General features: G+C 66.9%; 20 protein-coding genes and 1 riboswitch. Of the genes, 6 read left to right on the top strand and 14 right to left on the bottom strand.

Going from position 1 to position 25,371, the window contains the following annotated elements; translation table 11 throughout:
- Window positions 1-7 precede the first annotated feature (7 nt).
- The 3 genes from exbB to C1933_RS16125 are packed head-to-tail and all read right to left on the bottom strand — an operon-like array spanning window position 8 to window position 1,785.
- Window positions 8-718 (bottom strand): tonB-system energizer ExbB, encoded by a 711-nt coding sequence (gene exbB, locus C1933_RS16115; protein WP_234414547.1) that lies wholly within the window; start codon window positions 716-718, stop codon window positions 8-10.
- Window positions 705-1,166: a YbaN family protein gene (locus tag C1933_RS16120; protein WP_108754062.1), complete on the bottom strand. Its 462-nt coding sequence runs from the start codon at window positions 1,164-1,166 to the stop codon at window positions 705-707. The genes exbB and C1933_RS16120 overlap by 14 nt, the downstream gene beginning before the upstream one ends.
- Before the next feature lie 31 nt (window positions 1,167-1,197).
- Entirely contained in the window at window positions 1,198-1,785 is a 588-nt protein-coding gene (locus C1933_RS16125; protein ID WP_108754063.1) for a biliverdin-producing heme oxygenase, read from the bottom strand.
- Between the two features lie 104 nt (window positions 1,786-1,889).
- Here C1933_RS16125 and C1933_RS16130 point away from each other — a divergent pair, with 104 nt between their 5' ends.
- Entirely contained in the window at window positions 1,890-2,147 is a 258-nt protein-coding gene (locus C1933_RS16130; protein ID WP_108754064.1) for a DUF2789 domain-containing protein, read from the top strand.
- Window positions 2,148-2,213: 66 nt separating this feature from the next.
- Here the strand turns inward: C1933_RS16130 and C1933_RS16135 are convergent, their stop codons facing one another.
- The 5 genes from C1933_RS16135 to C1933_RS16155 form a co-directional block, all read right to left on the bottom strand.
- Window positions 2,214-5,135, bottom strand: coding sequence for a TonB-dependent receptor (locus C1933_RS16135; protein WP_108754065.1), 2,922 nt, complete (start codon window positions 5,133-5,135; stop codon window positions 2,214-2,216).
- Between the two features lie 194 nt (window positions 5,136-5,329).
- Entirely contained in the window at window positions 5,330-6,271 is a 942-nt protein-coding gene (locus C1933_RS16140; RefSeq protein ID WP_108754873.1) for a FecR domain-containing protein, read from the bottom strand.
- A 103-nt stretch (window positions 6,272-6,374) separates the two neighbouring features.
- Window positions 6,375-6,875 (bottom strand): RNA polymerase sigma factor, encoded by a 501-nt coding sequence (locus C1933_RS16145; RefSeq protein ID WP_108754066.1) that lies wholly within the window; start codon window positions 6,873-6,875, stop codon window positions 6,375-6,377.
- Between the two features lie 82 nt (window positions 6,876-6,957).
- Entirely contained in the window at window positions 6,958-7,428 is a 471-nt protein-coding gene (locus C1933_RS16150; RefSeq protein WP_234414551.1) for a hypothetical protein, read from the bottom strand.
- A gap of 5 nt (window positions 7,429-7,433) precedes the next feature.
- Entirely contained in the window at window positions 7,434-7,925 is a 492-nt protein-coding gene (locus tag C1933_RS16155; protein ID WP_108754068.1) for a hypothetical protein, read from the bottom strand.
- A 184-nt stretch (window positions 7,926-8,109) separates the two neighbouring features.
- Between C1933_RS16155 and ppa the strand changes: the two genes are divergently transcribed.
- The gene (gene ppa, locus C1933_RS16160; protein ID WP_108754069.1) at window positions 8,110-8,646 is read left to right on the top strand and encodes an inorganic diphosphatase; all 537 of its coding nucleotides are present in this window, start codon (window positions 8,110-8,112) and stop codon (window positions 8,644-8,646) included.
- A gap of 151 nt (window positions 8,647-8,797) precedes the next feature.
- Window positions 8,798-9,919: an HDOD domain-containing protein gene (locus C1933_RS16165; protein WP_108754070.1), complete on the top strand. Its 1,122-nt coding sequence runs from the start codon at window positions 8,798-8,800 to the stop codon at window positions 9,917-9,919.
- Between the two features lie 144 nt (window positions 9,920-10,063).
- Here the strand turns inward: C1933_RS16165 and C1933_RS16170 are convergent, their stop codons facing one another.
- The 6 genes from C1933_RS16170 to ggt form a co-directional block, all read right to left on the bottom strand.
- Window positions 10,064-12,997 (bottom strand): TonB-dependent receptor, encoded by a 2,934-nt coding sequence (locus C1933_RS16170; RefSeq protein ID WP_108754071.1) that lies wholly within the window; start codon window positions 12,995-12,997, stop codon window positions 10,064-10,066.
- A gap of 49 nt (window positions 12,998-13,046) precedes the next feature.
- The gene (locus C1933_RS16175; RefSeq protein ID WP_108754072.1) at window positions 13,047-13,946 is read right to left on the bottom strand and encodes a helix-turn-helix transcriptional regulator; all 900 of its coding nucleotides are present in this window, start codon (window positions 13,944-13,946) and stop codon (window positions 13,047-13,049) included.
- Window positions 13,947-14,061: 115 nt separating this feature from the next.
- Complete coding sequence (locus tag C1933_RS16180) at window positions 14,062-16,365, bottom strand: winged helix-turn-helix domain-containing protein (protein ID WP_108754073.1); 2,304 nt, start codon at window positions 16,363-16,365, stop codon at window positions 14,062-14,064.
- Between the two features lie 259 nt (window positions 16,366-16,624).
- Window positions 16,625-17,296 carry an ion channel gene (locus C1933_RS16185; RefSeq protein ID WP_108751624.1) on the bottom strand — a complete coding sequence of 224 codons (672 nt, stop codon included), beginning with the start codon at window positions 17,294-17,296 and terminating at the stop codon, window positions 16,625-16,627.
- A 104-nt stretch (window positions 17,297-17,400) separates the two neighbouring features.
- A complete protein-coding gene (gene thiC / locus C1933_RS16190) occupies window positions 17,401-19,245 on the bottom strand; it encodes a phosphomethylpyrimidine synthase ThiC (RefSeq protein WP_108754074.1) in 1,845 nt (614 codons plus the stop codon).
- 83 nt (window positions 19,246-19,328) lie between these two features.
- Window positions 19,329-19,429, bottom strand: a riboswitch (TPP riboswitch).
- Window positions 19,430-19,451: 22 nt separating this feature from the next.
- Window positions 19,452-21,170 carry a gamma-glutamyltransferase gene (gene ggt / locus C1933_RS16195; protein ID WP_108754075.1) on the bottom strand — a complete coding sequence of 573 codons (1,719 nt, stop codon included), beginning with the start codon at window positions 21,168-21,170 and terminating at the stop codon, window positions 19,452-19,454.
- Window positions 21,171-22,363: 1,193 nt separating this feature from the next.
- On the opposite strand from ggt, the gene ilvC reads away from it, so the two are divergent.
- The 3 genes from ilvC to C1933_RS16210 are packed head-to-tail and all read left to right on the top strand — an operon-like array spanning window position 22,364 to window position 25,350.
- The gene (gene ilvC, locus C1933_RS16200) at window positions 22,364-23,338 is read left to right on the top strand and encodes a ketol-acid reductoisomerase (protein WP_108754076.1); all 975 of its coding nucleotides are present in this window, start codon (window positions 22,364-22,366) and stop codon (window positions 23,336-23,338) included.
- Between the two features lie 40 nt (window positions 23,339-23,378).
- Window positions 23,379-25,115: an acetolactate synthase 2 catalytic subunit gene (gene ilvG, locus C1933_RS16205; protein ID WP_108754077.1), complete on the top strand. Its 1,737-nt coding sequence runs from the start codon at window positions 23,379-23,381 to the stop codon at window positions 25,113-25,115.
- The gene (locus C1933_RS16210) at window positions 25,099-25,350 is read left to right on the top strand and encodes an ACT domain-containing protein (protein WP_108750606.1); all 252 of its coding nucleotides are present in this window, start codon (window positions 25,099-25,101) and stop codon (window positions 25,348-25,350) included. Before ilvG ends, C1933_RS16210 begins: the two co-directional genes overlap by 17 nt.
- Window positions 25,351-25,371 lie beyond the last annotated feature (21 nt).

A 25,371-nucleotide genomic window follows, 5' to 3' on the forward strand; every position in this document is an offset into this window, starting at 1 on the left:
GCCCGCCTCAGCCGATGCCGCGCTGCGCAGCGCGGTCCAGATCACGCGAGACCAGTTGCTGCACGCCCGCCGAAAGATCGCCCAGCAGGCCGCGCAGGCCGGCCAGCACGCGACTGAAGTGGTTGTAGACCAGCACCGCCGGGATCGCGGCCACCAGGCCGAGCGCGGTGGCCAGCAAGGCCTCGGCAATGCCCGGTGCCACCACGGCCAGATTGGTGGTGTTGCTGTGGGCAATGCCGATGAAGCTGTTCATGATGCCCCACACCGTGCCGAACAGACCCACGAAGGGGCCCACTGCACCAATGCTGGCCAGCACGCCGATACCGCGGCGCTGCACGCGCGCGGTGTCCAGTTCGATGCGGTCCAGGCGCGAGGCCACGCGTTCCTTGATGCCTGCGCGGTCCGCCAGCCCGGTGGACAACTGCAGTTCGGTGCGGGCGGCCAGCAGCATGGCGGCGGCCGTACCCTGCCCCAGCGTGGCGTCGTCATGCGAGTCTGCAGGCAGCTGCGGCGCAGACAGCAACCGCGTACGCGCCGCGCGCAGCGCGCGGGCCTGTCGCTGCAGTTCCCAGCCCTTGGCCAGCAGCACGGTCCAGGTGGCCAGCGAGGCCAGCGCCAGGGCGATCATCACCGCTTTGACCACCATGTCGGCGGCCAGGTACATGGCCCAGGGAGTCAGCGCGGAAGGGGCCATCGGGGCCAGGTCAGCAGGCAGCATCGTCATTACGTCCATCAGCATCAGGGGCGGCGCGGCGGCGGCCGGCACGCAGGTCGGCCGCGTCCATCTGCAGGCGCGGCGTAGGATCGGGGCGCGGCGCCGGGCGGCTGAGCACATAGCCGGCGCTGACCGCGAAGAACAGGCCGACGCCCAGCAGCAGGCGCCAGGAGGGGTGTGCACCCCAGCAGAACACGGCAAAGCCCACCGCCATGCCGGCGCTGGCAAAGGCCTTGCCCTTGCGCGACACCGCGCCCTGTTCACGCCACAGGCGCAGCGACGGGCCATAGCGCGGGTGGGCCAGCAGGCGCTGCTCGAACTTCGGCGAACTGCGTGCGAAACAGCCCACCGCCAGGATCAGGAAGATGGTGGTGGGCATCACCGGCAGCAGCGCGCCGATCACCCCCAGCCCCACCATCAGCCAGCCCAGTGCGAACCACAGCCAGCGCATCAGGCGCTGGCCTGCAGCGGCCGCCCAGGCATCAGCAGAACTCCCGTTCGACGTGGCCATGCACGCTGCGGAACGCCGTGTCGGCGGCGTCGATCACCTGCTGCTCCTGCTCGGCGGTCAACACCACCGCATCCAACGCAGCAGTGAATTCGCGCCAGTGGCGCGCCGCGCCGTCGGGGTGTGCGGCCAGGTGGCGCGCGCCGAAGTCGCGGTCCAGCCCCAGCGCAGCGGCCATCTTGTACAGCACCGTACCGCCCAGGTTGGACCCCTCGGCCACGTACAGCCAGCCCAGCGCGGCCGGCAGGGAAAGGTCATCGCCCAGCGCGGCGATATCGGCACCGGGCAGCGTCTGTTCCAGATCCTGCAGGTCGCGGCGCACCTGCTGCAGGCGGCGGCGCTCGTGCAGGTCCGGCAGCAGCGCATCCAGCGCGGGGTTGGCATACAGCGCGTCGATGCTGCGGTGGAAGCGGTACTGCACGCGCAGGAAACGGGCGAAGTTGCTGCGATTGGCGAAGATATCGCCGGCCATGATGCGCTTGTCCAGCGCACCGTGGCTGTCACGGGTGGCGGTCTTGAGCCGCACGCTGCGGCTGGTTTCGGAGGTCACGGAGGCGGTCATGCAGGGAACCCGGGGAAGCGTCGTGCAGTAGACGTCTGAACGGGGGATTTCCCCAAGCGCGCAAGCGTCGATAATGCAGGTTCCCAACCCGCCAGGTAACGACCATGATCACCACCGAACCGCGCATGACCAATCTGTTCCTGCAGCTGGGCCTGGATGCCAGCGCCGAAGGCATCGCCCAGTTCATCGGCAGCCACCAGCTGGCCACCGAAGTGGAAGTGGTGGACGCGCCGTACTGGAATGATGCGCAGCGCCAGTTCCTGGCCGAATCGCTGGAAGCGGACGCGGCCTGGACCACCGTGGTTGACGAGCTGAACGAGGCGCTGCACGAAGATGCGGTGAAGGCTGCGCGCGGTCTGTAAGCGCGCAGGCCGGGGTCAGAGCCCTTTCCGCAGGAAAGGGATCCGACCCCGATGTTGCCCGGCCGGTCAATACCGCCAGGTCACCGCCAGGCGTGCGGTGCGGCCCGGGGCCGGCATCACGCCCAGGGCAAGCGGGTCCAGGTAGTAGCGATCGGTCAGGTTGTCCACGTTCGCTTCCACCGACAGCTGGTCGTTGAACGCCCAGCTGGCGAACACGTCCACCAGGGTGGTGGGACGGTACAGCTGCTGGATGGCCGACAGGCCCACGTTCCATTCCTTGTCCAGCTTGCTGATCGGGCCGGCGTTGTGCACCACGCGGGTGCCGAACGTCAGGCGCTCGTCGAACAGGCGCGAGCCCAGGGTCAGGTTGACCATGTAGCGCGGCGGGTTCTGCGTATTGGTGTAGGACCCTTCGAAACCGCCGTCGACGCAATCGGGAGTGGCCGCCAGTTCGGCGTTCTTCCGCTGCACGCCATAGGCGCGGCGTTCGGCGGCAATGTCCGGCGCGCAGGTCTTGGCCTTGAAGTAGTAATGCGCCGACAGATCGGCAAACAGCGTGCCGCTGTCATAGCTGGACTGGAACTCCAGGCCCGACACCTTGAAGCGGTCGATGTTGCGGATCAGCCCGGCCGACAGGGTGCGGTAGTCGCGGGTGATCAGGTCGTCGATGCGGGTATCGAAGTAAGCCAGCTTCAGCGCCAGGCGATCGCCGGCGGTGAACAGGTCGTGGTGGATGGTGCTGGCGCCCAGCTCCCAGCTGTGTGCGGTTTCCGGCTTCAGCTCCGCCACCGGACGTGCGGCGGTGAACAGCCCCAGCGTGGTTTCGAACAGGCTGGGCAGCTTGGTGCCTTCGGCGTACTTCAGGTAGATCATGGCGTCTTCGCTGAAGCGGAACGCCACGCTGGCGGTGGGCGAGAACGCGCTGTCACGGCGGCGGATCGGCTGCGACCAGGTCCAGCTGACCGGCACTTCGTAGTCCTCCGGGGCGTCGGCATCGTAGAAGTTCCAGCCGCCCAGATCGGCCACCGTGCCCTTCTTGTAGGGCGAAGCCAGCAGCGAGGCCTGGGTGAAGTTGCCGTTGGCGTCCGGGTACCAGTTCAGCAGCGCGATGCGCTGCGCGCGCCACGACGGCAGCGCCGGGTTGCCGTTCAGCAGCTCGGTGTAGCGGTACTGGCCCTGCACTTCATAGGCATCGACGGTGGCCAGGCGATTGCGGTCGTGCACGTCCACGCGGTTCCAGCGGCCGCCGGCCATCAGTTCCCAGTGTTCGTTGGGCTCCCACTTCAGCGCGGCCACGGCGCTGTATTCCTTGCGCCAGGCATTGCGCAGGAAACGGTTGTTGACCAAGTCGTCCTGCATGATCGGGCCGGAGCTGCCCGGCGCGATGTCTTCATCGCTGTAGGACAGGCCGTAGTCCAGGGTGAAACGGCCCGCGCCGGTTTCGAAGAGCGAGGTGTTGCTGGCGTCCAGGCCGAAGCGCTTCTGCCGCAGCGGGTTGCGGTAGGCATCCTTGTAGCCGGGGTTGCCGCTGAAGCTGGGCGCGTCGTACCACTCGGTGTGGCGGTCGAAGTACCACGGGGTGATGCCGGTCAGGCTGTTGTACATCACGCTGTCGGCGTCGGTGTACCAGGCGTTCACGCGCAGATCGACCTTGTCGCTGTCCGGGTTGAAACGGTAGCGCGCGCTGTAGCTGTCCATGTCCACGTGGCCCGGGTCCCACTGCGGTACGCGGTCGCGGTCCACGCGGATGATCTGCGAGGCCATGATCTCGCCGGCGGTGCCCTCGTAGCGGCGGTAGCCCAGTTCCAGGGTCTGCGCATCATCAATGCGCCAGGTGCCCTTCAGCAGCGCCGATTCCGAGCGCGAGGAGGTGTTGAAGACTTCGGTGCGCGGCGGGTTCAGCGGCGCCAGCGTGCGCCGGGTCTGCGGGAAATCGTCGTAGCCGTGCTTGCCGGAGAAGTAATTGCCATTGTCGCGGTAGGCGTACGCGGCCACCAGATCGAAGCGATCCCAGTGGCCGGCCGCGGCCACGTTGAAGAACTGGCTGCCGGTGGCGCTGCGGTCGCTGCGCGGGGCGGCATCGTAGGCCGGCAGGTTGTTGGCGCTGCCGTTGGCCAGGCCGCCGCGCACGCGCACGCCCACGTCGCGGCCTTCGCGCAGCACGTCGTCCACGTTCAGCGTTTCCATTTCCACCACGCCGCCGATGCCGCCGGAGGCATTGGCCTGCAGGCTGGGGCCCTTGGTGATGGTCAGCCGCGAGATCAGGTCGGGGTCGAGGTAGGTGCGCTGCGACTGGCCGGCATAGCCGCGATAGGTATCCATGCTGGACTGGCCGCCGTCGATGATGACCGGTACCCGGCTCTGGCCCTGGATGCCGCGGATGTTGACGTCGAAGCCGTTGCCGACGCGCGGATCACCGGCGGTTACGCCGGCCACGCCCTTTACGATGTCACCGGTGGAGGTGCCGCGGAAGCGTTCCAGCGTGGTGCGGTTGATCGTGCTGGTCGAGCCCACCGTGCGGTAGCTGTCGAGCAGGCGTGCTTCATCACTGACCGCACCGCCCTGCACCGGGTCGCCGGCCACGCTGAGCGTGTCGGTCAGGATCACATCATCGCCGGCCTGCAGCGGCGCGCCAGCTTCCAGGATGACCGCATCGGGGCTCACCGGGCGCGCCAGCAGACCGGTGCCCTGCAGCAGCTGCGACAGCGCCTGGCTGGCCGGCAGGTTGCCACTGACCGCCTGCGAAGTGCGCCCGGCGGTGAGCGCTGCGGCATAGGCCACCTGCACGCCGGACTGGCGCATGTAGCTGCGCAGTGCTTCATCCAGCGACTGGGCAGGAATGTCGAAGCGCTGCACGGCGGAGTCGGCGCCGCGCGGTGCGGACTGGGCAAAGACGGCAGGCGCGGTGGCGGCCAGGCCGGCAGCCAGCAGCGCGATGCACAGGCGGGACGGACGCGGCCGACGGCCACGGCTTGAGAAGTCGTACATGGGAAACCTGTCAGGAGAGCGTTACCGCGGACGCGGCGTCATCCGCACAGCGCGCGGACACAACGACGTACGTGGCGGCGGCGGGTACGTTCGTGGAGTAAGACGGATGGGGTGAGCGGAACCCCAAGGTGAATTCATCCACGCCGTGCGTGGCTGCGGGGTTGTCGGCAGGTTCATCCACGCATGGCGTGGATCTACGGATGGACGATGGCCACGCCCAGCGGCCAGCGGGTCACCCGCAGGCCGGCGGTGGCCGCCAGCGTGTCCAATGCCTGCTCGGGGCGGTCGATGCGCAGGGCCGCGCTGATCGGCGGCAGCGATGACAGATCGCCGCGTACGAAGGTCGGGCCGCTGCGGTAGCGGCCCAGGCGGTCAATCGCCTCGGCCACCGGGGTCTGTTGCAGCAGCAGTTCGCCGCGGCGCCAACTGCCAATGCTGTCGGTATCGGCGTCTGCCAGGCGCTGCACGCCGCTGTGCCCGCCATAGGACGCGCGCTGCCCGGCGCGCAGGTAGGTCCAGCCACCATCGGCGGGGCTGGCCACGCGCACCTGCCCCTGCCCCACTTCGGTCTGCGCACCATCGCCCTGCCGTTCCACGGTGAATGCCGTGGAGATGTCCTCCACCACGCCATTGCCGGCCGACACACTGAAGCGTCGTTGGGCATCGGCCGCCACCTCGAACCACGCACGGCCACGCAATAGTTCGATCTGCCGTGCCGTCGCGTCGAAGCGCACGGCAATGGCGCTGTCGGCATCGAGTACGGCGCGACTGCCGTCGGGCAGGCGCACGTCCTGCACGAACTGCTGGCTGCGGTGGTCGGCCTGCAGGCGCAGCCAGGCATCGGGCCACACCACCAGCAGCGCCACCGCGGCGGCGGCGGCCATCGCCCAGCGCAGACGCCGCGGGCGCCGACGCGGCAGCGCGACCGGCGCGCACACCGGGGGCGGCCCCAGGCTGCGCCACAGCCGACGCTCGTGCTCGAACGCACGGCGATGGCCCGGCTGCTGCAGCCAGTGCTCGAAGGCCTGCATGCGCGCATCACACAGCTCGCCGGCCGCCAACCAGGCAATCCAGTCGCGGGCCTGCTCGGCCAGGGCAGCATCGTGGGCGGAAGATGTCGGCAGGTGCGGGCTCATGGGCTGGCGGGTGGGCGCGTTCACGCGCGTGGCAGGGTGCAGGGTGGCAGGCACGCCACTGCAGGGAAGACGTCTGCGGGCGGGCCGGCCCCAAGCCGATCCATCATCGGCCTTCGCGGGCCCAGGCCAGCCGCTGCAACGCGGAGCGTATGTGGTTCTCGACGGTGGTGACCGACACCGCCAGGCGCCGGGCGATTTCGGCCTGGGTCAGGCCCTGCAGGCGGTTGAGGCGGAAGATGGTACGCGTGGGCTCGGGCAGATGGCCGGCCGCTTCCAGCACGCGCTGCAGTTCGTCCTGCGCCATCACCTGCGATTCGGTGGACACGGTGTCCTCGTCCTGCCACAGGTAGTGATCGGCCAGCAGACGGTTGCGACGGGTGGCCTCGCGGCCGTGATCGGTGGCCAGGTTGATGGCCAGCCGGTACAGATAGGCGCGCGGGTTGTTGATGGTCTGCTGGCTGTCCACGCCGCGGGCCTTGAACCACACGGCCTGGATCACGTCCTCGGCGCTGCTTTCGCTGCCCAGGATGCGCTGCACGCGGCGCAGCAGCGCCGGCCGTTCGCGGATCAGCAGTTCGGTAAGCGTGGCGGCATTGGAGGGCATGCGCGGTGGGGGCAGACAGGGGCGGCGCGCATGCTACTCCGTTGATGCGAATAAATCACGTTTGCATTGCCGGGCACATCAATCACAGGCAGTCGGTCAGTGCCTCGTACACGCTGCCGGGCATGCCCGGCACCGGCACATGGATGGCCTCTCTGGCCGGTGCCGCCTCCCAGGCGCGCAGCACATCTTCCAGCCGCGTACCGGCTGCGATCGGCAACGCGCAGGCAAAGGCGCCCTGGTCCACGTCGAAGCGGCCGTCGCCGCGCACGCGGGTATCGCTACCGGCAAAGGTCCAGATGCAGCCGGCCAGCAGGCCGGAGCCGGAATGCACGGAGCAGCGCAGGCGCATGGCCCAGAGGTTGTAGTACTGCCCCTCGCAGAAGGTATCGCCACAGACGTCGTCGAAACCGCGTTCGAGCGCGCGTTCGGCGGCCAGGAAACGCTCGTGGCCGGCCGCAGACGTCGGGTACTGGCGTGCATCAACGTAGGGCCCGGCGGCCTGGACAGGGCCAGCCAGCAGCATTCCCGCGCACAGCGCAAGGGCAAGCAGCATGCGCATCAGCCCACCCTTCCCTGCCGCTGCAGGCAGGCAGCCAAGCCCTCGAACAGGCCGTGGCCAACGCCGGGCAACGGCGCGGTCAAACCACCCGGCGCCGCCAGCGCGGCATGGAACGCTTCCACGGGCACGCCCGGCTGCAGCGGCACCGTGCAGGCCCAGCGCCCGTTGTCCACCTGCACCAGGCCGGTATCGGCCTGCACTGACAGTTCGCTGGCGGCAACCACCCAGACGCAGCGTTGCACGGTGCCGCGCGCGGCCAGCACCGCGCAGCGGAACTGCATGACCCGGTAGTTGCTGTAGTCGCCCTCGCACAGGGTATCGGCGCACAGCGCAGAGAACTCGCGGGCCAGCGCGGCTTCCAGATCGAAGGCACGGTCCCAGTTGGCTTCGGGATGGGGGTAGTCGATCAGATCCACATGCAGCCCGCGCGCCAGGCCGGGCAGCGAGGCAGAGAACAGGAGGGCGCCGCAGCACCCGATCATCCATCGCATGTCAGCACTCCAGGTGAACGAGGCTCCAGCCTGCGCCCGCCCGTTACGACCGCCCATCGGGGAAACCCGCGCCGGCCGGTGGGCGATGCACGCCGCGGCAGGTGGGAACCGCCCCCCCTGCACAGCGCCCGGCAAAGGCATAAAATGGGGGGCTAACCGTCTACACCCCCACCTGGAGCACACCATGGGTCTGGAACTCGTCTCGCCCGGCAAGAACCCGCCGGAAGAAATCAACGTCATCATCGAGATCCCGAAGGACTCGGAGCCGGTGAAGTACGAAGTGGACAAGGAAACCGGCGCGATCTTCGTCGACCGCATCCTGTCCACCCCGATGCGCTACCCGTGCAACTACGGCTACGTGCCCAGCACCCTGTGCGGCGATGGCGACCCGGCCGACGTGCTGGTGGTGCTGCCGCTGCCGCTGGTGCCGGGTTCGGTGGTGCGCTGCCGTCCGGTGGGCGTGCTGAAGATGAGCGATGAAGCGGGCAGCGACGAAAAGATCCTGGCGGTGCCGGTGTCGAAGATCTTCAGTGGCTACGCCCATGTGGAAGACATCGCCCAGGTGTCCAGCCACTGGCTGGAGCGCATCGGCCACTTCTTCGAGCACTACAAGGATCTGGAAAAGGGCAAGTGGGTGAAGCTGGACGGTTGGGGTGGCGCGGCCGAGGCCAAGCAGATCCTGATCGAGGCGCACCAGCGCCACTTGGACAACAAGGCCTGATCCTGAACAGGATCGCTCCGGCGCAGCCCGCAGGAGCGATCCTGGTCACGTTTCATGACGGCGGTCCATCACTGTTGGCGCCGTATTAGGTAAATTGCGTCACTTCACACGTCTTCGACGCCCATCGTCGAGACAGCCAGGGGAATGTGTCGTGCGTATTCTGCTTGTAGGGGATGCAGCCAGCCTGCCGGCTGAGCTGTCCGAATTCATTGCCGATCTTGGGGAAGACTGGCAACCGTTGACCGCCACCGATGGCCACAGCGCGATGAGCGTGGTGGCTGCGCAGGGCGTGGACGCGGTGATCGTCTGCCCGCAGCTGCCCGATCTCAATGCCACCACGTTGCTGGGGCAGATCCGTACGCTGCGCCCGGAAACCATCCGTATCGCGCTGGTCGATGCCCAGCAGGGCAACCGGCCGCCGCCGGCGCGCCTGATCGGCGTGGCCCACCGCTTCCTGCCGCTGCCACTGGCGCCGGAAGTGCTGCTGGAAGCGCTGACCAGCCTGGAAGAGCTGCGCGAAGTGCTGGACAGCCCGCGCCTGCGCGATGCCATCGGCCGCATCGAGAAGCTGCCTTCGCCGCCGCACCTGTACCTGAGCCTGACCCAGGCGCTGGAACACGACGACGAGACCGACAGCGCCGATGTCGCCAAGCTGGTGGCCGCCGACCCGGCCATTGCCGCCAAGGTGCTGCAGCTGTCCAACTCGGCGTTCTTCAGCCAGGGCCGCACCATTGCCGACCTGCGCACCGCGGTAACGCGGTTGGGCCTGGCCACGCTGCGTGACCTGGTGCTGGCCAGCGAGGTGTTTTCCGCGCCCACGCTGTCTGCGGCCGAGCGCAATTCACTGCAGCAGCGCGCGCTGATGGCCTCGCGCCTGGCCGCGCGCCTGCTGCCCGAATCCAGCGCCGAGCTGGGTGCCACCGCCGCACTGCTGGCCGATATCGGCCTGCTGCTGCCGGGGGTGCGCAACGAGCGTACCGACCCGTCGCTGGGCGGCGATCCCCTGCCCGGCCATGCCGAGGCCGGCGCCTACCTGCTGGGCCTGTGGGGCCTGCCGATGCCGATCATCGAGGCCGTGGCCTTCCACCTGCAGCCGCAACGTTCGACCACCCGCAGCTTCTGGGTGACCGGCGCGGTGCACGTGGCGCTGGCGCTGGTGAACGGCGACCCGGTGGACGAGGACTACCTGCAGCGTGCAGGCGTGCTGAACAAGCTGCCGCAGTGGCGCGAACACGCCAACGGCCTGATGGGGCTGGTGCCCAGCGAGGCCTGAGCGCCGCACAACAAGGCAAACCGAGGGCAGGCCGCAGGGCCTGCCCTTTTTTCATGCCGCCTGCAGACCCGGTGATCGCGCAAAGAAAGAGGGCGGACCTTGCGGTCCGCCCTCCTTGTACTGCGTGTTCCAGGCTTCGATGGATCAGAAGCGCTGGTTGTACTGCACGAACAGGTAACGATCGTAGTCCAGCATCGGATCGAGCTGCACGGCGCTGGCGTTGGTCACCGCGTAGGTGATCGGCGGGGTCTTGCCGAACACGTTGCGGGCACCGACGGTCACGCTGCCGTTCCACGGAGCCTGCCAGGTGGCCGAGATGTCGTGATAGACGATCGCGCCCTTCTTGTTGGCACCCAGGCCACCGGCCCAACCACCGTTGTCGGTCTGGTAGTTCGGCTGGTTGCACTCGATACCGGCTTCCTGGTCGTAGCAGAAGTCACGGAAGCCACCGTAGTAGCGCATGCTCCAGTTGGCCGACAGGTCACCCTTGGTCCACGTGGTGGTCAGGGTGCCGCGGACGCGCGGGTAGTTCCAGTAGCCTGCGTAGTCATCCCACTCGGCACCCTTGGTGGCCTGCTGGCGGAAGCTGACCAGGTAGTTGGTGTCCAGGTTGAACGACAGGGTGCCGAAGGCGTATTCCGGCAGGCGGTAACGCACGCCGAAGTTGTAGCCTTCGGTTTCCAGCGAGCCCAGGTTGGCGTTGCCGCGGCTCAGGCTGGTGACCTGACCGGTGGTGGCGTCACGGCTGAACTGGTTGCAGAACGCTTCGTTGTTGTTCTGGTAGCACTGGTTCAGCACGTAGTTGGCCGACACAGCGGTGATCACGTTGTCGACGGTGATCTTGTACCAGTCCAGCGAAACATTCAGGCCATCAACGAAGCTCGGGCTGTAGACCAGGCCCGCGGTGCGGGTCTTGCTGGTTTCCGGCTGCAGCGTTTCGTTGCCCACGCCCGAGTTGAACGGAGCGTTGCCCTGCACGTCACGTGCGGTGACCGGACGGCCAGCGGCGTCGGTCTGGCGGAAGTCCGAAGCCAGGCCCTGGCCGGCGCAACGTGCGGCAACGCCGGCGTTGGCGGTCTGGCCGAACACGGCATCACACGGGTCGGTGAAGGTGTCGAAGGTCTGCGAACCGCCACCGAAGGTGTCGTCCAGGGTCGGTGCACGGAAGCCTTCACCGTAGGTGGCACGCACCAGCAGGTCTTCGATCGGCTTCCAGGTGACGCTGAACTTGCTGTTGACGGTGTTGCCGAACTTGTCGTAATCCGAATAACGGCTGGCGATATCCAGCGACAGTTCCTTGGCACCCGGCATGTCACGCAGCAGCGGGACCATCAGCTCCAGGTAGACTTCGTTGGTCTTGTACTTGCCGCTGGTGGCCTGTGCGGCCAGGTCGGTGGTGTAACCGGCCGAGGACAGCGCGTCCGGGTTGTCGAAGCCGGACACTTCGCGGTGCTCGTAGCCAGCAGCGAAGGCGAACTCGCCTGCGTCACCCGGCATGTCGAACAGCGAACCGGTGATGTTGGCGAAGTACTGCTTGCTCTTGCTCTGGCCGGTCGAGTTCAGGATCGTGTTGATGTACGCCAGCGCGTCCGGGGTAGCGCCCGAAGCGCCGCCCAGCACGTTGAACGGGGTGCACTGGCCGGTGCCGGTGCCAAGCGCGATCGGGTTCTCAGCGGTGCCGCACTGGGCGACGCCGGCGGCGTTGATGAACGACGGGCCCAGGGCCTTCTGCAGGGCCAGCAGGTTGATGTTGCCCGAGCTGATCTGGGTCACATCGTACTGGTTGTAGTTGATGCCCACATCCCAGTCGAACGGACGGTTGTTGAAGTCGAAGTTGCCTTCCAACGCCGCGTCGAAGTGCAGCGACTTGACGTTGTTTTCAGTGATGCGCGGCAGTTCGAAGATACGACGGCCCCAGCCGGAGATGTCCTGGCCGGTCGGGTTGTACAGGCTGTCCTTGCTGATCACGACCGGGAAGGTCGGCTGCGAGGTGCCGGTGAGCGGGTAGCCGGCGATCTGGCGCTTGGAATCGCGCTCGGAGTACATCGCGGTCGACTTCAGACGCAGGTTGTCGTTGATGTCGTAGCTGGCCGAGGTGAACATCGACTTCTGCTCGCCACCCTGGTTCAGCATCATCTGCTGGGAGGCGTTGTAGTAGTCGTCTTCACCGATCAGGTGGTAGTTGTTCCAGTCGCTGGAATCAGCGCCGACGCCAACCGGGGTGTCCCACGAACCGGTGTGGTTGACCACCCAGGTGTTGGGCTGCCAGACACCCTTGGAGTTGTACGAGCCTGCACCTTCGGTGCCAGCGGCACGCGGATCGGTGAAGCGGCCCCACGGGCCGGCCGGGCTCAGGCCGTCTTCCTTGTGGTTCTGGCCGTAGCTGTAGCGGGTCAGGCCACGGTCCTTGGCCCACACCGGATCTTCCTTGGTGTAGTTGGCGCCGAACACGATCGAGGAACGCTCGCCGGTCGAGCCCAGGGTCAGGCTGTACTGGGTCTTGGCACCGTCGCCACGGCTGTTCTGGCCGTAGTAGACGCTGGCTTCCGCGCCGTCGAAGTTCTTGCGCAGGATGATGTTGACCACGCCGGAGATGGCGTCGGAACCGTAGATGGCCGAGGCGCCGTCCTTCAGCACTTCCACGCGATCGATCAGCGAGGTCGGGATGGTGGACATGTCGGTGAAGCCAGCCAGGCTGGTGCTCCAGCGCTTGCCGTTGACCAGCACCAGCGTGCGCTGCTCACCCAGGTTGTAGAGGCTGACGTACTGGCCGCCCTGCTCCGGGTTGGAGGCCAGCACGGCCGCCTTGCTGAAGGTCTGGGTGCCGGCAACCGACAGGTTCTGCAGCAGGTCGCCAACGCTGACCAGACCCGAACGCTGGATTTCCTCGTGGCTCAGGGTCAGAACCGGCTGCGAGGTCTCCACGTCCACCGAGCGGATGCGCGAGCCGGTGACTTCCAGACGATCGAGGGTGGTGGCAGCAGTTGCTTCCTGGGCGGAAGCGAAGGCCGGGGTCAGCGCAATCGCGATGCCGGCCGGCAGCAGGCCCAGCCGCAGGGCGGGGTTGCGAACGTTCATCAATCTCTCCAAGGTACGTGTTAGTAGCGTGTTAAAACACCCCAGCACGTTACGATTGCGTTGCAGCGCTGTATTTGCGCGAACCAACGAGAGACTTTGCTGATTTTGGCGGGAGCTTCGCGCCCTCTTCACGGAACCGCGAAGCAGACGTGCCATAGCGGGCGCGGAAGGCCCGCGCGAAGCTGCAGCAGTTGTCGAAACCACTGGCGGCGGCGACTTCGCCCACCATCATGTCGGTGTCGCGCAGCAGGTCGGCGGCACGCTCCAGGCGCAGGCGCGCCGAAAGCGACTGCGGGCTTTCTTCATACAGGCTCTGGAACGTCTTGGACAGGTACCAGCTGGAGAAGTTGGTCAGCTCGGCCAGTTCGCCAATGCGCACCACGCGGTGGCTGTTGCCTTCCAGGTACAGGCGGGCACGCTGCATGCGGCCGAACACCTGGCGCTTGCGGCTGCGCGAGCGGCCCGGGCAACGCTGCACGTTGTCGGCCAGGCCACGCTGCAGGCCCGCCAGGTGCAGCAGCAGCGGACGCAGCGACTGCGCCGGCTGGCCGCTGGCCAGGGCGTCGCGCCACAGGCGCAGGGCCACGCGGGCGTCGCCGCGGCTCATCTGGCCACGACCGGCATACAGGCCGCAGTCGGCCATCTCGGCCAGCGCGCGCAGCGCTTCGATGTTCAGGTTCAGGCCAACGCACAGCCCATTGCGGCCGGCCTGCACCAGCGGGCGGGATTCCTTTTCGAAGGCGATCCACTCGCCCTGGCGCAGGCGGAAGCGCCCTTCCTTGGCCTCCACCCACGAGGTGCCACGCACCTGCATCCATACGGTGAAGCTGCTGCCTGCGGTCTGCAGGCTGCCCAGCCGGGCAACACCCAGGCAGGTCGGGGCCACGTCATCGACAGCCTTGTCCAGCGAGACGGTTTGGCCACGATCGGCCAGCGAGAGTTGACGCATGGGAGCACCACGGATTTGCCAAGTACAGGCCACCGTTTTGCCAAATCAGGTGCATGCCGGTCAGGAAGAACCGCCGAGATCGCCACGAAATCGCTACGACTTCGCCACGAAAGAGTTACGAAGGCCCTTTGTCGTTGAAAATCAGCAGCTTGGAAAACGCTGGAAACAGCGTGGGCGCTGCTGCCGGCAGGTGCATCACGCCAATGTCGGCACCGTCGGACACCGCCAGGGCCAGATACAGGTCGCTTCCGTCAGCACTGGCACTCAGCCCATTGCCTGCGCTCAGCCGCTGCGCGTCCAGGCAACGCTCCGGTTCGGTCGCCCCGCCCTGCATGCGGGTGAGCGTGGTGGAACAATCGGCCGTGCTGCCCAGGTAATCGATGCGGCCATTGCCGGCCACCGCCCAGGTGCGATAGCGCCAGCGGCTGGGCCAGCCGTCGCTGACCTGCTGCACGCTGGCCGCGTCCAGGTCGGGATTGATCGACCACAGCCCGCTGGCGGCCAGGCGGGTGTACAGCACCCGGCCACTGCTGCGGTCCAGGCGCGCCTGCGATACGCCGTCCAGGCTGGCCAGGCGGCGCCACGGCTGGGTGGTGCGATCGAACAGGCTCAGCCGCACCCGCTGCTGGTCATCGCGTTCCAGTACCAGCACCTGTTCCGGCGTGGCCCCGTACAGCGCCTGCAGCGGTTGCTGCACCGGCACCGGCAGTACCTGCAGGCGCTCGTCGCGCGGGGCGATTTCGTAGACCACGGCCTGTCCGTGCGCATCGCGCCCGACCACCAGCAGCTGGCGGCTGTCGGTGGACCAGTCGGGGGCCTGCCGCGCTTCCGGCCGCAACCCTTCAATCGGGCGCAGCGAATCGGGGCGCTGCATGTCTGCCCACCACAGCGCAAAGCTGCCCGAGCGGTCTGAACTGAACACCAGTTGCCGCCCGTCCGGGGCCACCATCGGCTGGCCATCGCGCCCACTGGAGGCGAACAGGCGCTGTGCGCTGCCGCCCTGCACCGGCATGCGGAACATGCCGAACTGCGCGCGGCGATGGACGAAGGCCAGCATGTCGCCGCGCCGCGAAACCGCCGGCCACTGCGCATCGTCCAGGCCGGCATCGCGCAGCGTGCGCCGTTCCACGTCCAGGTAGTACAGGCGCGCCTCGCTGTCCACGCGGCGGCCGAACACGATGTGCCGTCCATCGCCCAGCCAGGCCCAGCCACGCAGCTCGGCGGCCTCGTTGGTCAGCTGTTCCGGGGTGCCGCCGTTGGCCGGCATGCGCCACAGATCGCCCAGCTGCGGGTTGCGCACGAACACCAGCCAGCGCCCATCGGGCGAATAGCGAGGCGCGTAATCGAAATCATCTTCGCCGGCACCGTACTGCAGCGCGCGCCACTGCCCACTGGGCAGGTCCAGCACGCGGATGCCGCGATGCGCATAGCGGCCCACCATGCTGCCGAACACCAGGCCACGGCCATCGGGGGTCCAGTCGAAGCTGAGCAGCTCGGTGCCATCGCAGCGCGTGGCCTGGCGCAACGCGCCGCCGGTGGCGCTGGCAATCAGCACCTGGCAACTGCCGTCAGCAGCGAAGCGCGCGAAAGCGATCTCGCGCCCGTCCGGCGACCAGCTGGGGAAACGGTCGCTGGCACCGGCCGGCGGTTGCACCAACTGACGTGCCGGCGCGTTGCCCGAGGTCTGCACGCGGATGGCGCCACCGTTCTGGCTGTCATCGTTGGCGCCTTCGTAGGCCACCTGCGAGCCATCGGGCGACAGGGTCGGGTAGGTCTCGAAACCGGCGGTGGCGGTGATCAGCCGATACGGGCGTTCGGGGCTGCCGATGACCCGCGTGCCGTCTTCCACCACTGCATCCAGCGGCGAGGACGGCGCAGGACGTTGTGCCAGCAGCACGCTCAGCACCAGCAGCGCCAGCAGCATGGCCACGCCCACCGCCAGCAGCAGGCGACGACGCCACAGGCGCCAGCGGCGCCGGCGCGCATCCTGCGGGTCTTCCACTGGCGCGTCGACGGCGGTCTCCACCGGCGCGCTGTCCTGCGCCTCCGGCTGCGGTTCGCTGTCGTGCAGCCACTGCACTGGCACCAGCAATCGATAGCCGGTCTTGGCAATGGTTTCGATGTACGACTGGCCGCTGTCGTCGCCGATGGCAAAGGCCTTGCGCAACTGCGTGACCGCCTGGGTCAGCACATCGTTGGTAGGCAGCGTATCGGGCCACACTTCGGCGAACAGTTCATCGCGGGTGACCACGCGGCCGGGCTGGCGCAGCAGTGCGCGCAGCACGCCCAGCGCCTTGGGCGTCAACCGGCGCGGACGACGCGCACCCGGCACGTCCACTTCGCGCGACGACACGGTCACTACGCATTCGCCCACGCGAACGCGGTCACACTCTTGCGACTGGCTCTCGTTGCTGTTCATTGATTGCTAGACGTTTGAAACACGTTGCAGATACCACTGGGCAGCGTTGTGTTTCCGTCCCTGCAACCTCCAAAAGCCAGATTCCGCACAAACCATCGGCGCATACCGCAAAAAAAACGAAGCGCGCGAATACTAGCCTATGCAGGTTACCTCGCCTATCGCGTGGTGGACATCAGGCTCTCTCTCGCCGACGCATTCAGATAATAAGCTGCACCATTCGCGCCCTTCGGGGCGCGAAATTTTTATCTGGCGTTCATTTTCAGGCACGCCGCAGCATGGTCAGTCCGACCAGTCGCGAAACCACCAAAGCTACGTACATCACGCCGGAAAACTGCTCCAGCATGACCAATGCGCGTGCCTGTGGATGCAGGGGAACCACGTCACTCAGACCGACCCCGGACAGCAAGCTGAAGCTCAGATAAAGCAGCTCCATCCACGTGCGCTGCAGCCCCCCGCCGGTGCCCTGGAAACTGCCCGGATACCACTGCTGGCAGACCGCGAATGCGAACGCGAATCCCCATGCGAGTAATGTGAACGTAGCACCAACGGCAAACAGTTCGTCGCGGGTCACCTTGTGGTCCTGCAGCATGTACGCGGTCAGCGCACCGGCGGTGTAGAAGTACAGCAGGCTTTCAAGCAACTGCGCGGTGCTGCCCAGACCGGGGTGATCCAGCAGCGCAGCGGCAATGGAAAACACCACCGACGGAATGGCCAGCACCAACGCCAGCCAGGTACCCAGCGGGCTGCGCTGCACCACCCACAACGCCAGACCCAGCACTGCCATGCCGAACACCCCCAGCGCGGCGCGACCGCCGGCGGTTTCGTCCAGCGCCGGGTACAGCAGCACCGCCAGCAGCTGCGCCGCCAACAACCAGGCGGAAGGATGGCGGCGGGCAATGGCCAGCCAGCGGGTGGTCACGGCAACAGGCATGGTCTGCATCCCCTGGGTGATGCGGCGAGCATAGCCGGTGCCGGGTGAGCGCAGCGGTTCGTGTTTACCGCTGCGCTCGCCGGGCAGGGCCCGGCGCTACCGTTTCAGCCCTGCTGGTAGACCTGGGCACCGGCGGCGCGGAACTGCGCTGACTTTTCCTGCATGCCGCTCTCGGCGTATTCGCGCACGTCCTGGGTGATCTTCATCGAGCAGAAGTGCGGGCCACACATCGAACAGAAGTGGGCCAGCTTGTGTGCGTCCTTGGGCAGTGTCTCGTCGTGGAATTCCTTGGCCTTTTCCGGATCCAGGCCCAGGTGGAACTGGTCTTCCCAGCGGAACTCGAAACGCGCCTTGCTGAGGGCGTTGTCACGCACCTGTGCACCCGGGTGGCCCTTGGCCAGATCGGCGGCGTGGGCGGCGATGCGGTAGGCCATGATGCCGTCGCGCACATCCTGCCGGTTGGGCAGCCCCAGGTGTTCCTTGGGCGTGACGTAGCAGAGCATGGCAGTGCCGAACCACCCGATCATCGCCGCGCCGATGGCGCTGGTGATGTGGTCGTAGCCAGGCGCGATATCGGTGGTCAGCGGACCCAGCGTGTAGAACGGCGCCTCGCCACATTCGCGCAGCTGCTTGTCCATGTTTTCCTTGATCAGCTGCATCGGCACATGGCCGGGCCCTTCGATCATGGTCTGCACGTCGTGCTTCCACGCGATCTTCGTCAGCTCGCCCAGCGTTTCCAGTTCACCGAACTGCGCGGCATCGTTGGCATCGGCAATACAGCCCGGGCGCAGGCCATCGCCCAGCGAGAAGGTCACGTCGTAGGCCTTCATGATTTCGCAGATCTCCTCGAAGTGCGTGTAGAGGAAATTCTCCCTGTGGTGGGCAAGGCACCACTTGGCCATGATCGAACCGCCTCGGCTGACGATGCCGGTCACCCGCTTGGCAGTCAGTGGCACGTAGCGCAGCAGCACGCCGGCGTGGATGGTGAAGTAATCCACGCCCTGTTCGGCCTGCTCGATGAGGGTGTCGCGGAAGATTTCCCAGGTGAGTGCTTCGGCGCGCCCGTCCACCTTTTCCAGCGCCTGGTAGATCGGCACCGTACCGATGGCCACCGGCGAATTGCGGATGATCCACTCGCGCGTTTCGTGGATGTGCTTGCCGGTGGACAGATCCATCACCGTGTCGCCACCCCAGCGGATCGCCCACACCAGCTTTTCCACTTCTTCGGCGATGCCGGAGGACACCGCGCTGTTGCCGATGTTGGCGTTGATCTTGGTCAGGAAATTGCGGCCGATGATCATCGGCTCGCTTTCGGGGTGGTTGATGTTGTTGGGCAGCACGGCACGACCGCGGGCGATTTCATCGCGCACGAACTCGGGCGTGATGATCTTCGGGATGGATGCACCGAAGGATTCACCGGCGTGCTGCTGCAGCAGCGTGGCATCACGGATGTCCTGCAGACGCTGGTTTTCGCGGATCGCCACGAACTCCATTTCCGGGGTGATGATGCCGCGCCGTGCGTAGTGCATCTGGGTGACGTTGGCATCGGCCCGCGCGCGCCGCGGCAGGCTGCGTGCTGGGAAGCGCACCGCATCCAGTTTTGGATCGTGCTCGCGTTCGCGACCGAAGCGCGAACTGAGCGCGTCCAGTTGCTCGGTATCGCCCCGCTCTTCGATCCAGGCACGGCGCAGCGCCGGCAGGCCGGTGGTCAGGTCGATGCGCGTGTCCGGATCGGTATAGGCACCGGACGTGTCGTACACGGTCAACGGTGGATTCTCTTCGCCACCAAACAAGGTGGGCGTGCGGGTCAGGGCGATCTCGCGCATGGGCACGCGCAGGTCCGGGCGTGAACCGGCCACGTGGATCTTCCGAGAGCCGGCAATGGGCCGGGTCACGGAGGCGGAAAGTTGCTGGGCCTGCTGCTGCAGATCGGAAGGCTGTGCGTTCATCGGGCATCGTCCAGGAAGGTCAGGGACGAAGCGGCGGCGCACTGCGCACCGCGCCCGGACGGTCCTTGGGCGGACTCCGGGCACGGTTGCACTGCAAAGCTTCCCTACGCCGGTATGAACCGGATCAGGTTCCAAGGGACTGTCTCAACCGCGGCCACTGGCCACGGTACCCCCGCTTCTTGCTGCGTATTAGAGCACAGGCGGGCTCAGTAGCCCGCCGCCTGGCCATCCTTGCGGCTTTCCGAGGCGCCGAAGTACACACCGGTTTCCGGATCACGCAGGATCGCCTGGTAACCGCCATAGGGGCCATCGGCGAACACCACGCGGTGGCCCTTGCGCATCAGTGCGCGCACGGTCTCATAGGGGAAGCCGGTTTCCAGGTTCACTTCGCCACCATCGCTCATGGCCGTGGCCTGGCCGGTGGGCTCGGTGGACCCCTCATGCTGGATGCGCGGCGCATCGCCGGCTTCCTGCAGATTCATGCCGAAGTCCACCAGGTTCATCACGATCTGCGCATGGCCCTGCGGCTGCATCGCTCCGCCCATCACGCCGAAGCTGGCGTACGGCTTGCCGTCCTTGGTAATGAAGGCCGGAATGATGGTCTGGAACGGGCGCTTGCCCGGCGCGTAGCCGTTGGGATGGTTCTTCTGCAGCACGAACATCTCGCCGCGGTCCTGCAGGATGAAGCCCAGCCCCGGCGGTGCCATGCCGCTGCCCATGCCACGGTAGTTGGACTGGATGAGCGAGACCATCATGCCGTCGCTGTCGGCCACGGTCATGTAGATCGTGTCGCCCTGTTCGAGCTGCTTGGGCGTGCCCGGTTGCACTTCCTTCAGTGCCTTGTCCATCGAGATCAGCGCGCGGCGCTGCGCGGCGTAATCCTTGGAAATGAGCTTCTGCACCGGCGCCGGCTGGAAGGCCATGTCGGCATAGAAACGCGCGCGATCGGCGAAGGCCAGCTTCTTGGCTTCCACGAACAGGTGCACATGCTCGGGCGAGCCGAACGGAATCTTCGAGAAGTCGTAACCTTCCAGCACGTTGAGGATCTGCAGCGCGGCAATGCCCTGGCTGTTGGGCGGCAGTTCCCACACGTCATAGCCGCGGTAGTTGCTGCTGACCGGCTCGACCCATTCACCGTGGTGGTCGGCCATGTCCTGGTAGCTGAGATAACCGCCGTTGGCCTTGAAGTAATCACCGATGGTGCGCGCCACGTCGCCCTTGTAGAACGCATCGCGGCCACCGTCGGCGATTTTCTGCAGGGTGTCGGCCAGGTTCGGGTTCTTCCACATCTGGCCCTTGCGCGGGGCGTGACCGTCGATGGTGAACTGCTCGGTGAAGCCGGGGTACTTGGACAGGCGTGGCACCGAACGATCCCAGTAATAGGCAATCACTTCGGCCACGGGGTGGCCTTCGCGCGCGTAGCGGATGGCCGGGGCCAGATTGTCGGCCATCGGCTTGCGGCCGAAGCGGTCGTGCAGGGCGAACCAGCCGTCGACCGCGCCGGGCACCGATACCGGCAGCGGACCGGTGGCGGGGATCTCCTTGAGGCCACGGCGCTGGAACTCGGCCAGGGTGAGCGACTTCGGCGAACGTCCCGAGCCGTTGTAACCGTAAAGCTTCTTCGTCTTCGGGTCCCAGACGATGGCGAACAGGTCGCCGCCGATGCCGTTGCCGGTCGGCTCCATCAGCCCCAGCGCGGCGTTGGCGGCAATGGCGGCATCGACGGCCGAACCGCCGCCCTTCATCACGTCCAGCGCGATCTGGGTGGCCAGCGGCTGCGAGGTGGCGGCCATTGCGTGCGGGGCAATCACTTCGGAACGGGTGGCAAAGGTCTGGCCGGTGATGCGGTCGGCGGCACTGGACACGGCGGGGACCGCGGCCAGCACGGCAGCGGCAAGCAGGGAACGGGCAAGGCGTCGGGACACGGTTGGGGTCCGATGGAAGGGTGGTGTCCTGATCTTCGCCGCTTCGGGCGGCAGCCGGAATCGGGCAGAGGTCATGGGCGGCGGTACTTGGGTGGGTGCGGACCTTGGTCCGCACGGCCGTCGGTTTCGGTAGGCGCGGACCTTGGTCCGCACGGCCCTCGGTTTCGGTAGGTGCGGACCTTGGTCCGCACGGCCCTCGGTTTCGGTAGGTGCGGACCTTGGTCCGCACGGCCCTCGGTTTCGGTAGGTGCGGACCTTGGTCCGCACGGCCCTCGGTTTCGGTAGGTGCGGACCTTGGTCCGCACGGCCCTCGGTTTCGGTAGGTGCGGACCTTGGTCCGCACGGCCCTCGGTTTCGGTAGGTGCGGACCTTGGTCCGCACGGCCGTCGGTTTCGGTAGGTGCGGACCAAGGTCCGCACCTACCAGGGCAGGATGCCTGCACCGCTGCTGGCTTCGGGGAAGCCAGTGCGGACCAAGGTCCGCACCTACCAGGGCAGGATGCCTGCACCGCTGCTGGCTTCGGGGAAGCCAGTGCGGACCAAGGTCCGCACCTACCAGGGCAGGATGCCTGCACCGCTGCGGGCGTCGGTGAATCCAGGGCGCGGGGCGAAATCACCTGCAAATCCGCGCAAAAACCCCGCTGAAAAGAGTGAATTCCGGTTCACTGAAACACTTTCAGCGGCAACCATCCTTGTGCCGCAAGCCTTCTCGCCGGATACAGGCGAAACCGATGAAAAACCCGTTGCCAGGGTTGACACCGCCGAAATGGCTATGTTTCTCTCGATCCCATGCTGCAACGCCACCCGCCCCTGCGAACCGCTACTGAAGCCGCCGATTCCGGCGCCGCATCGCTGCGTTCGCTTCTCGTGCTCGTACTTATTAGCCAGCCCACAGGTGCGGGACGAGCCAGCGTGTAAGCAGACACCACACACCGGAACTCGATCAGAAACCCGCACCCACCCAGGTGCGGGTTTTTTCATTTCAGGACCTGGTTTCACACGCAACCACTCAGCCATCCAGCCACGACCATGCATACCGCCTCCCGCAAAACCCGGACCTGCACCACCACGCCCTGCCGTGGTGGCTGTGCCCGTGCGATGCGCGGCGCCTCCTCCCCCGTTTTCCCCTGACCGGCCGGTACGTCGCTTCGACTGCCGGCCGTCTTTTTTCTTCCCAGCCAAGGAACCTCCCCCATGAGCACCAACTCCCTGCCCCAGACCAAGATCGCCGTCATCGGTTACGGCAGCCAGGGCCGCGCCCACGCGCTGAACCTGCGTGAATCCGGCTTCGACGTGGTGGTAGGCCTGCGCCCGGGTGGCCCGACCGAAGCCAAGGCCCAGGCCGATGGTTTCACCGTGGTGGCTCCGGCTGACGCGGTGAAGGATGCCGACCTGGTGGCCGTGCTGACCCCGGACATGGTGCAGAAGAAGCTCTACAACGAGGTGCTGGCGCCGAACATGAAGCAGGGCGCCTGCCTGTTGTTCGCCCACGGCCTGAACGTGCACTACGGCATGATCGAACCGCGCGCCGACCTGGACGTGGTGCTGGTCGCGCCGAAGGGCCCGGGCGCGCTGGTGCGCCGCGAATACGAGATCGGTCGTGGCGTGCCGTGCATCTGGGCGGTCTACCAGGACACCAGCGGCCAGGCCGCGCAGCATGCGCAGGCCTATGCGGCCGGCCTGGGCGGCGCGCGCGCCAACCTGATCCAGACCACCTTCAAGGAAGAAACCGAAACCGATCTGTTCGGCGAACAGGCGGTGCTGTGCGGCGGTGCCTCGGCGCTGGTGCAGGCTGGCTTCGAAACCCTGGTGGAAGCCGGCTACCAGCCGGAAATCGCCTACTACGAAGTGCTGCACGAATTGAAGCTGATCGTGGACCTGTTCTACGAAGGCGGCATCTCGCGCATGCTGGAATTCATCTCGGAAACCGCGCAGTACGGTGACTACGTGAGCGGCCCGCGGGTGATCGACGCCGGCACCAAGGAGCGCATGAAGGAAGTCCTGAAGGACATCCAGGACGGCACCTTCACCAAGAACTGGGTGGCCGAGTACGAAGCGGGCCTGCCGAACTACAACAAGTTCAAGCAGGCCGACCTGGAGCACCCGATCGAAAAGGTAGGCAAGGAACTGCGCGCCAAGATGGTCTGGTTGCAAGGACAGGCCGCGTAACCACGCGGCCCTCCCCCACCCGCTTTGCAAGGTTCCCCCCATGAACTCTTCCACACACCGCAGCGCGCCGCCCAACGGCGCGCGCTGGCTGACCCAGGCGCTGGAGGCCGAGGGTGTCCGTACGCTGTTCGGTTACCCGGGCGGCACCATCATGCCGTTCTACGACGCGCTGGTGGATTCGGCGCTGAAGCACATCCTGGTGCGCCATGAGCAGGGCGCGGCGCTGGCAGCCAACGGCTTTGCCCGCGCCAGCGGCCAGGTCGGCGTCTGCGTGGCCACTTCCGGCCCGGGCGCGTCGAACCTGGTGACCGGCATCGCCGATGCGATGCTGGATTCGGTGCCCATGGTCTGCATCACCGGCCAGGTCGGCACGCCACTGCTGGGCACCGATGCCTTCCAGGAACTGGATGTGTTTGGCCTGACCATGCCCATCGTCAAGCACAGCTGGCTGGTGCGCAGCGTCGATGACCTGCCGCGCGTGGTGGCCGATGCCTTCCGCATCGCCCGCGAAGGCCGCCCCGGCCCGGTGCTGATCGACCTGCCCAAGGACGTGCAGCTGGCCGATGCCAGCCATCTGCCGGCCCATGTGCCGACCAGCGTTGAACCGCCGGCGGCCGCCGCCGATGCCACCATTGCTGAAGCCATCGCCGCGCTGGCCGCGGCCGAAAAGCCGGTGGTCTACGCCGGCGGTGGCATCGCCCTGGGCGAGGCCGTGCAGGACCTGCGCGACTTCGTCGAGGCCAGCGCCATCCCCACCGTGATGACCCTGCGTGGCCTGGGCGCGCTGCCCCCGCAGCACCCGCAGTCGCTGGGCATGCTGGGCATGCACGGCACCCGTGCGGCGAACATGGCCGTGCAGGAGAGCGATCTGCTGCTGGTGCTGGGTGCACGCTTCGATGACCGTGCCACCGGCAAGCTGGCCGAGTTCGCCCCGTTCGCCCGCGTGGTCCACATCGACGCCGACGCGTACGAAATCTCCAAACTGCGCAGCGCCGATGTCGCCGTGCCCGGCAACGTGGGCCATGCGATCCGCGCCCTGCGTGCGGCCTTCCCCTCCCCCAAGGCCCACCAGGACGCATGGCGCAAGCGCTGTGCACAGCACCGTGATCGCTTCGCCGCCCGCTACGACGCGCCGGGCCAGCACATCTACGCCCCGGCGCTGCTGAAGCGGCTGAGCGAACTGGCCCCGTCCGATGCGGTGATCGCCTGCGATGTTGGCCAGCACCAGATGTGGGTTGCCCAGCACTGCCGCTTCAACCACCCGCGCAACCACCTGACCAGTGGCGCACTGGGCACCATGGGCTTCGGCCTGCCCGCAGCGATGGGGGCGCAGTTCGCCTGCCCCGACCGTACCGTGGTGCTGGTGTCCGGCGATGGCAGCTTCATGATGAACGTGCAGGAACTGGCCACCATCGCCCGTTGCCGCCTGCCGGTGAAGATCGTGCTGCTGGACAACAGTTCGCTGGGCATGGTGCGGCAGTGGCAGGAACTGTTCTTCGCCGAGCGCTACAGCGAGATCGACCTGTCCGACAACCCGGACTTCGTGGCTCTGGCCAAGGTGTTCGGCATTGCCGCCACCCGCATCGACACCCGCGACGACGTGGAAGGTGGCCTGGCCGCGCTGCTGGCCGAGCCGGGCCCGGCCCTGCTGCACGTGGCCATCGACGCCCGCGCCAACGTATGGCCGCTGGTGCCGCCCAACACCGCCAACAGCACCATGCTGGAAAGCAATCCCGCCCACGCCCGCCAGGAGACCCCCAATGCAATACCGGCTTGACCTGGTGCTGCACCCGGCCGAGGGCGCGCTGCTGCGCGTGATCGGCATGGCCGAACGCCGCGGCTTCGCGCCGCGCGCGATCAGCGGCGCGCCAGTGGACAGCGACGAAGGCCGCTGGCACCTGCAGCTGGTGGTGGACGGGCAGCGCCCGGCCGAAACGCTGTGCCGGCAGATCGAAAAGATCTACGACTGCGTGTCGGTGCAGATCACCGCACTGGAAGGAGCCGCATCATGAACACCCGTATCGTAGAAACCA

The organism is Stenotrophomonas sp. ZAC14D2_NAIMI4_6 (assembly GCF_003086875.1).
Classification (GTDB): Bacteria; Pseudomonadota; Gammaproteobacteria; order Xanthomonadales; family Xanthomonadaceae; genus Stenotrophomonas.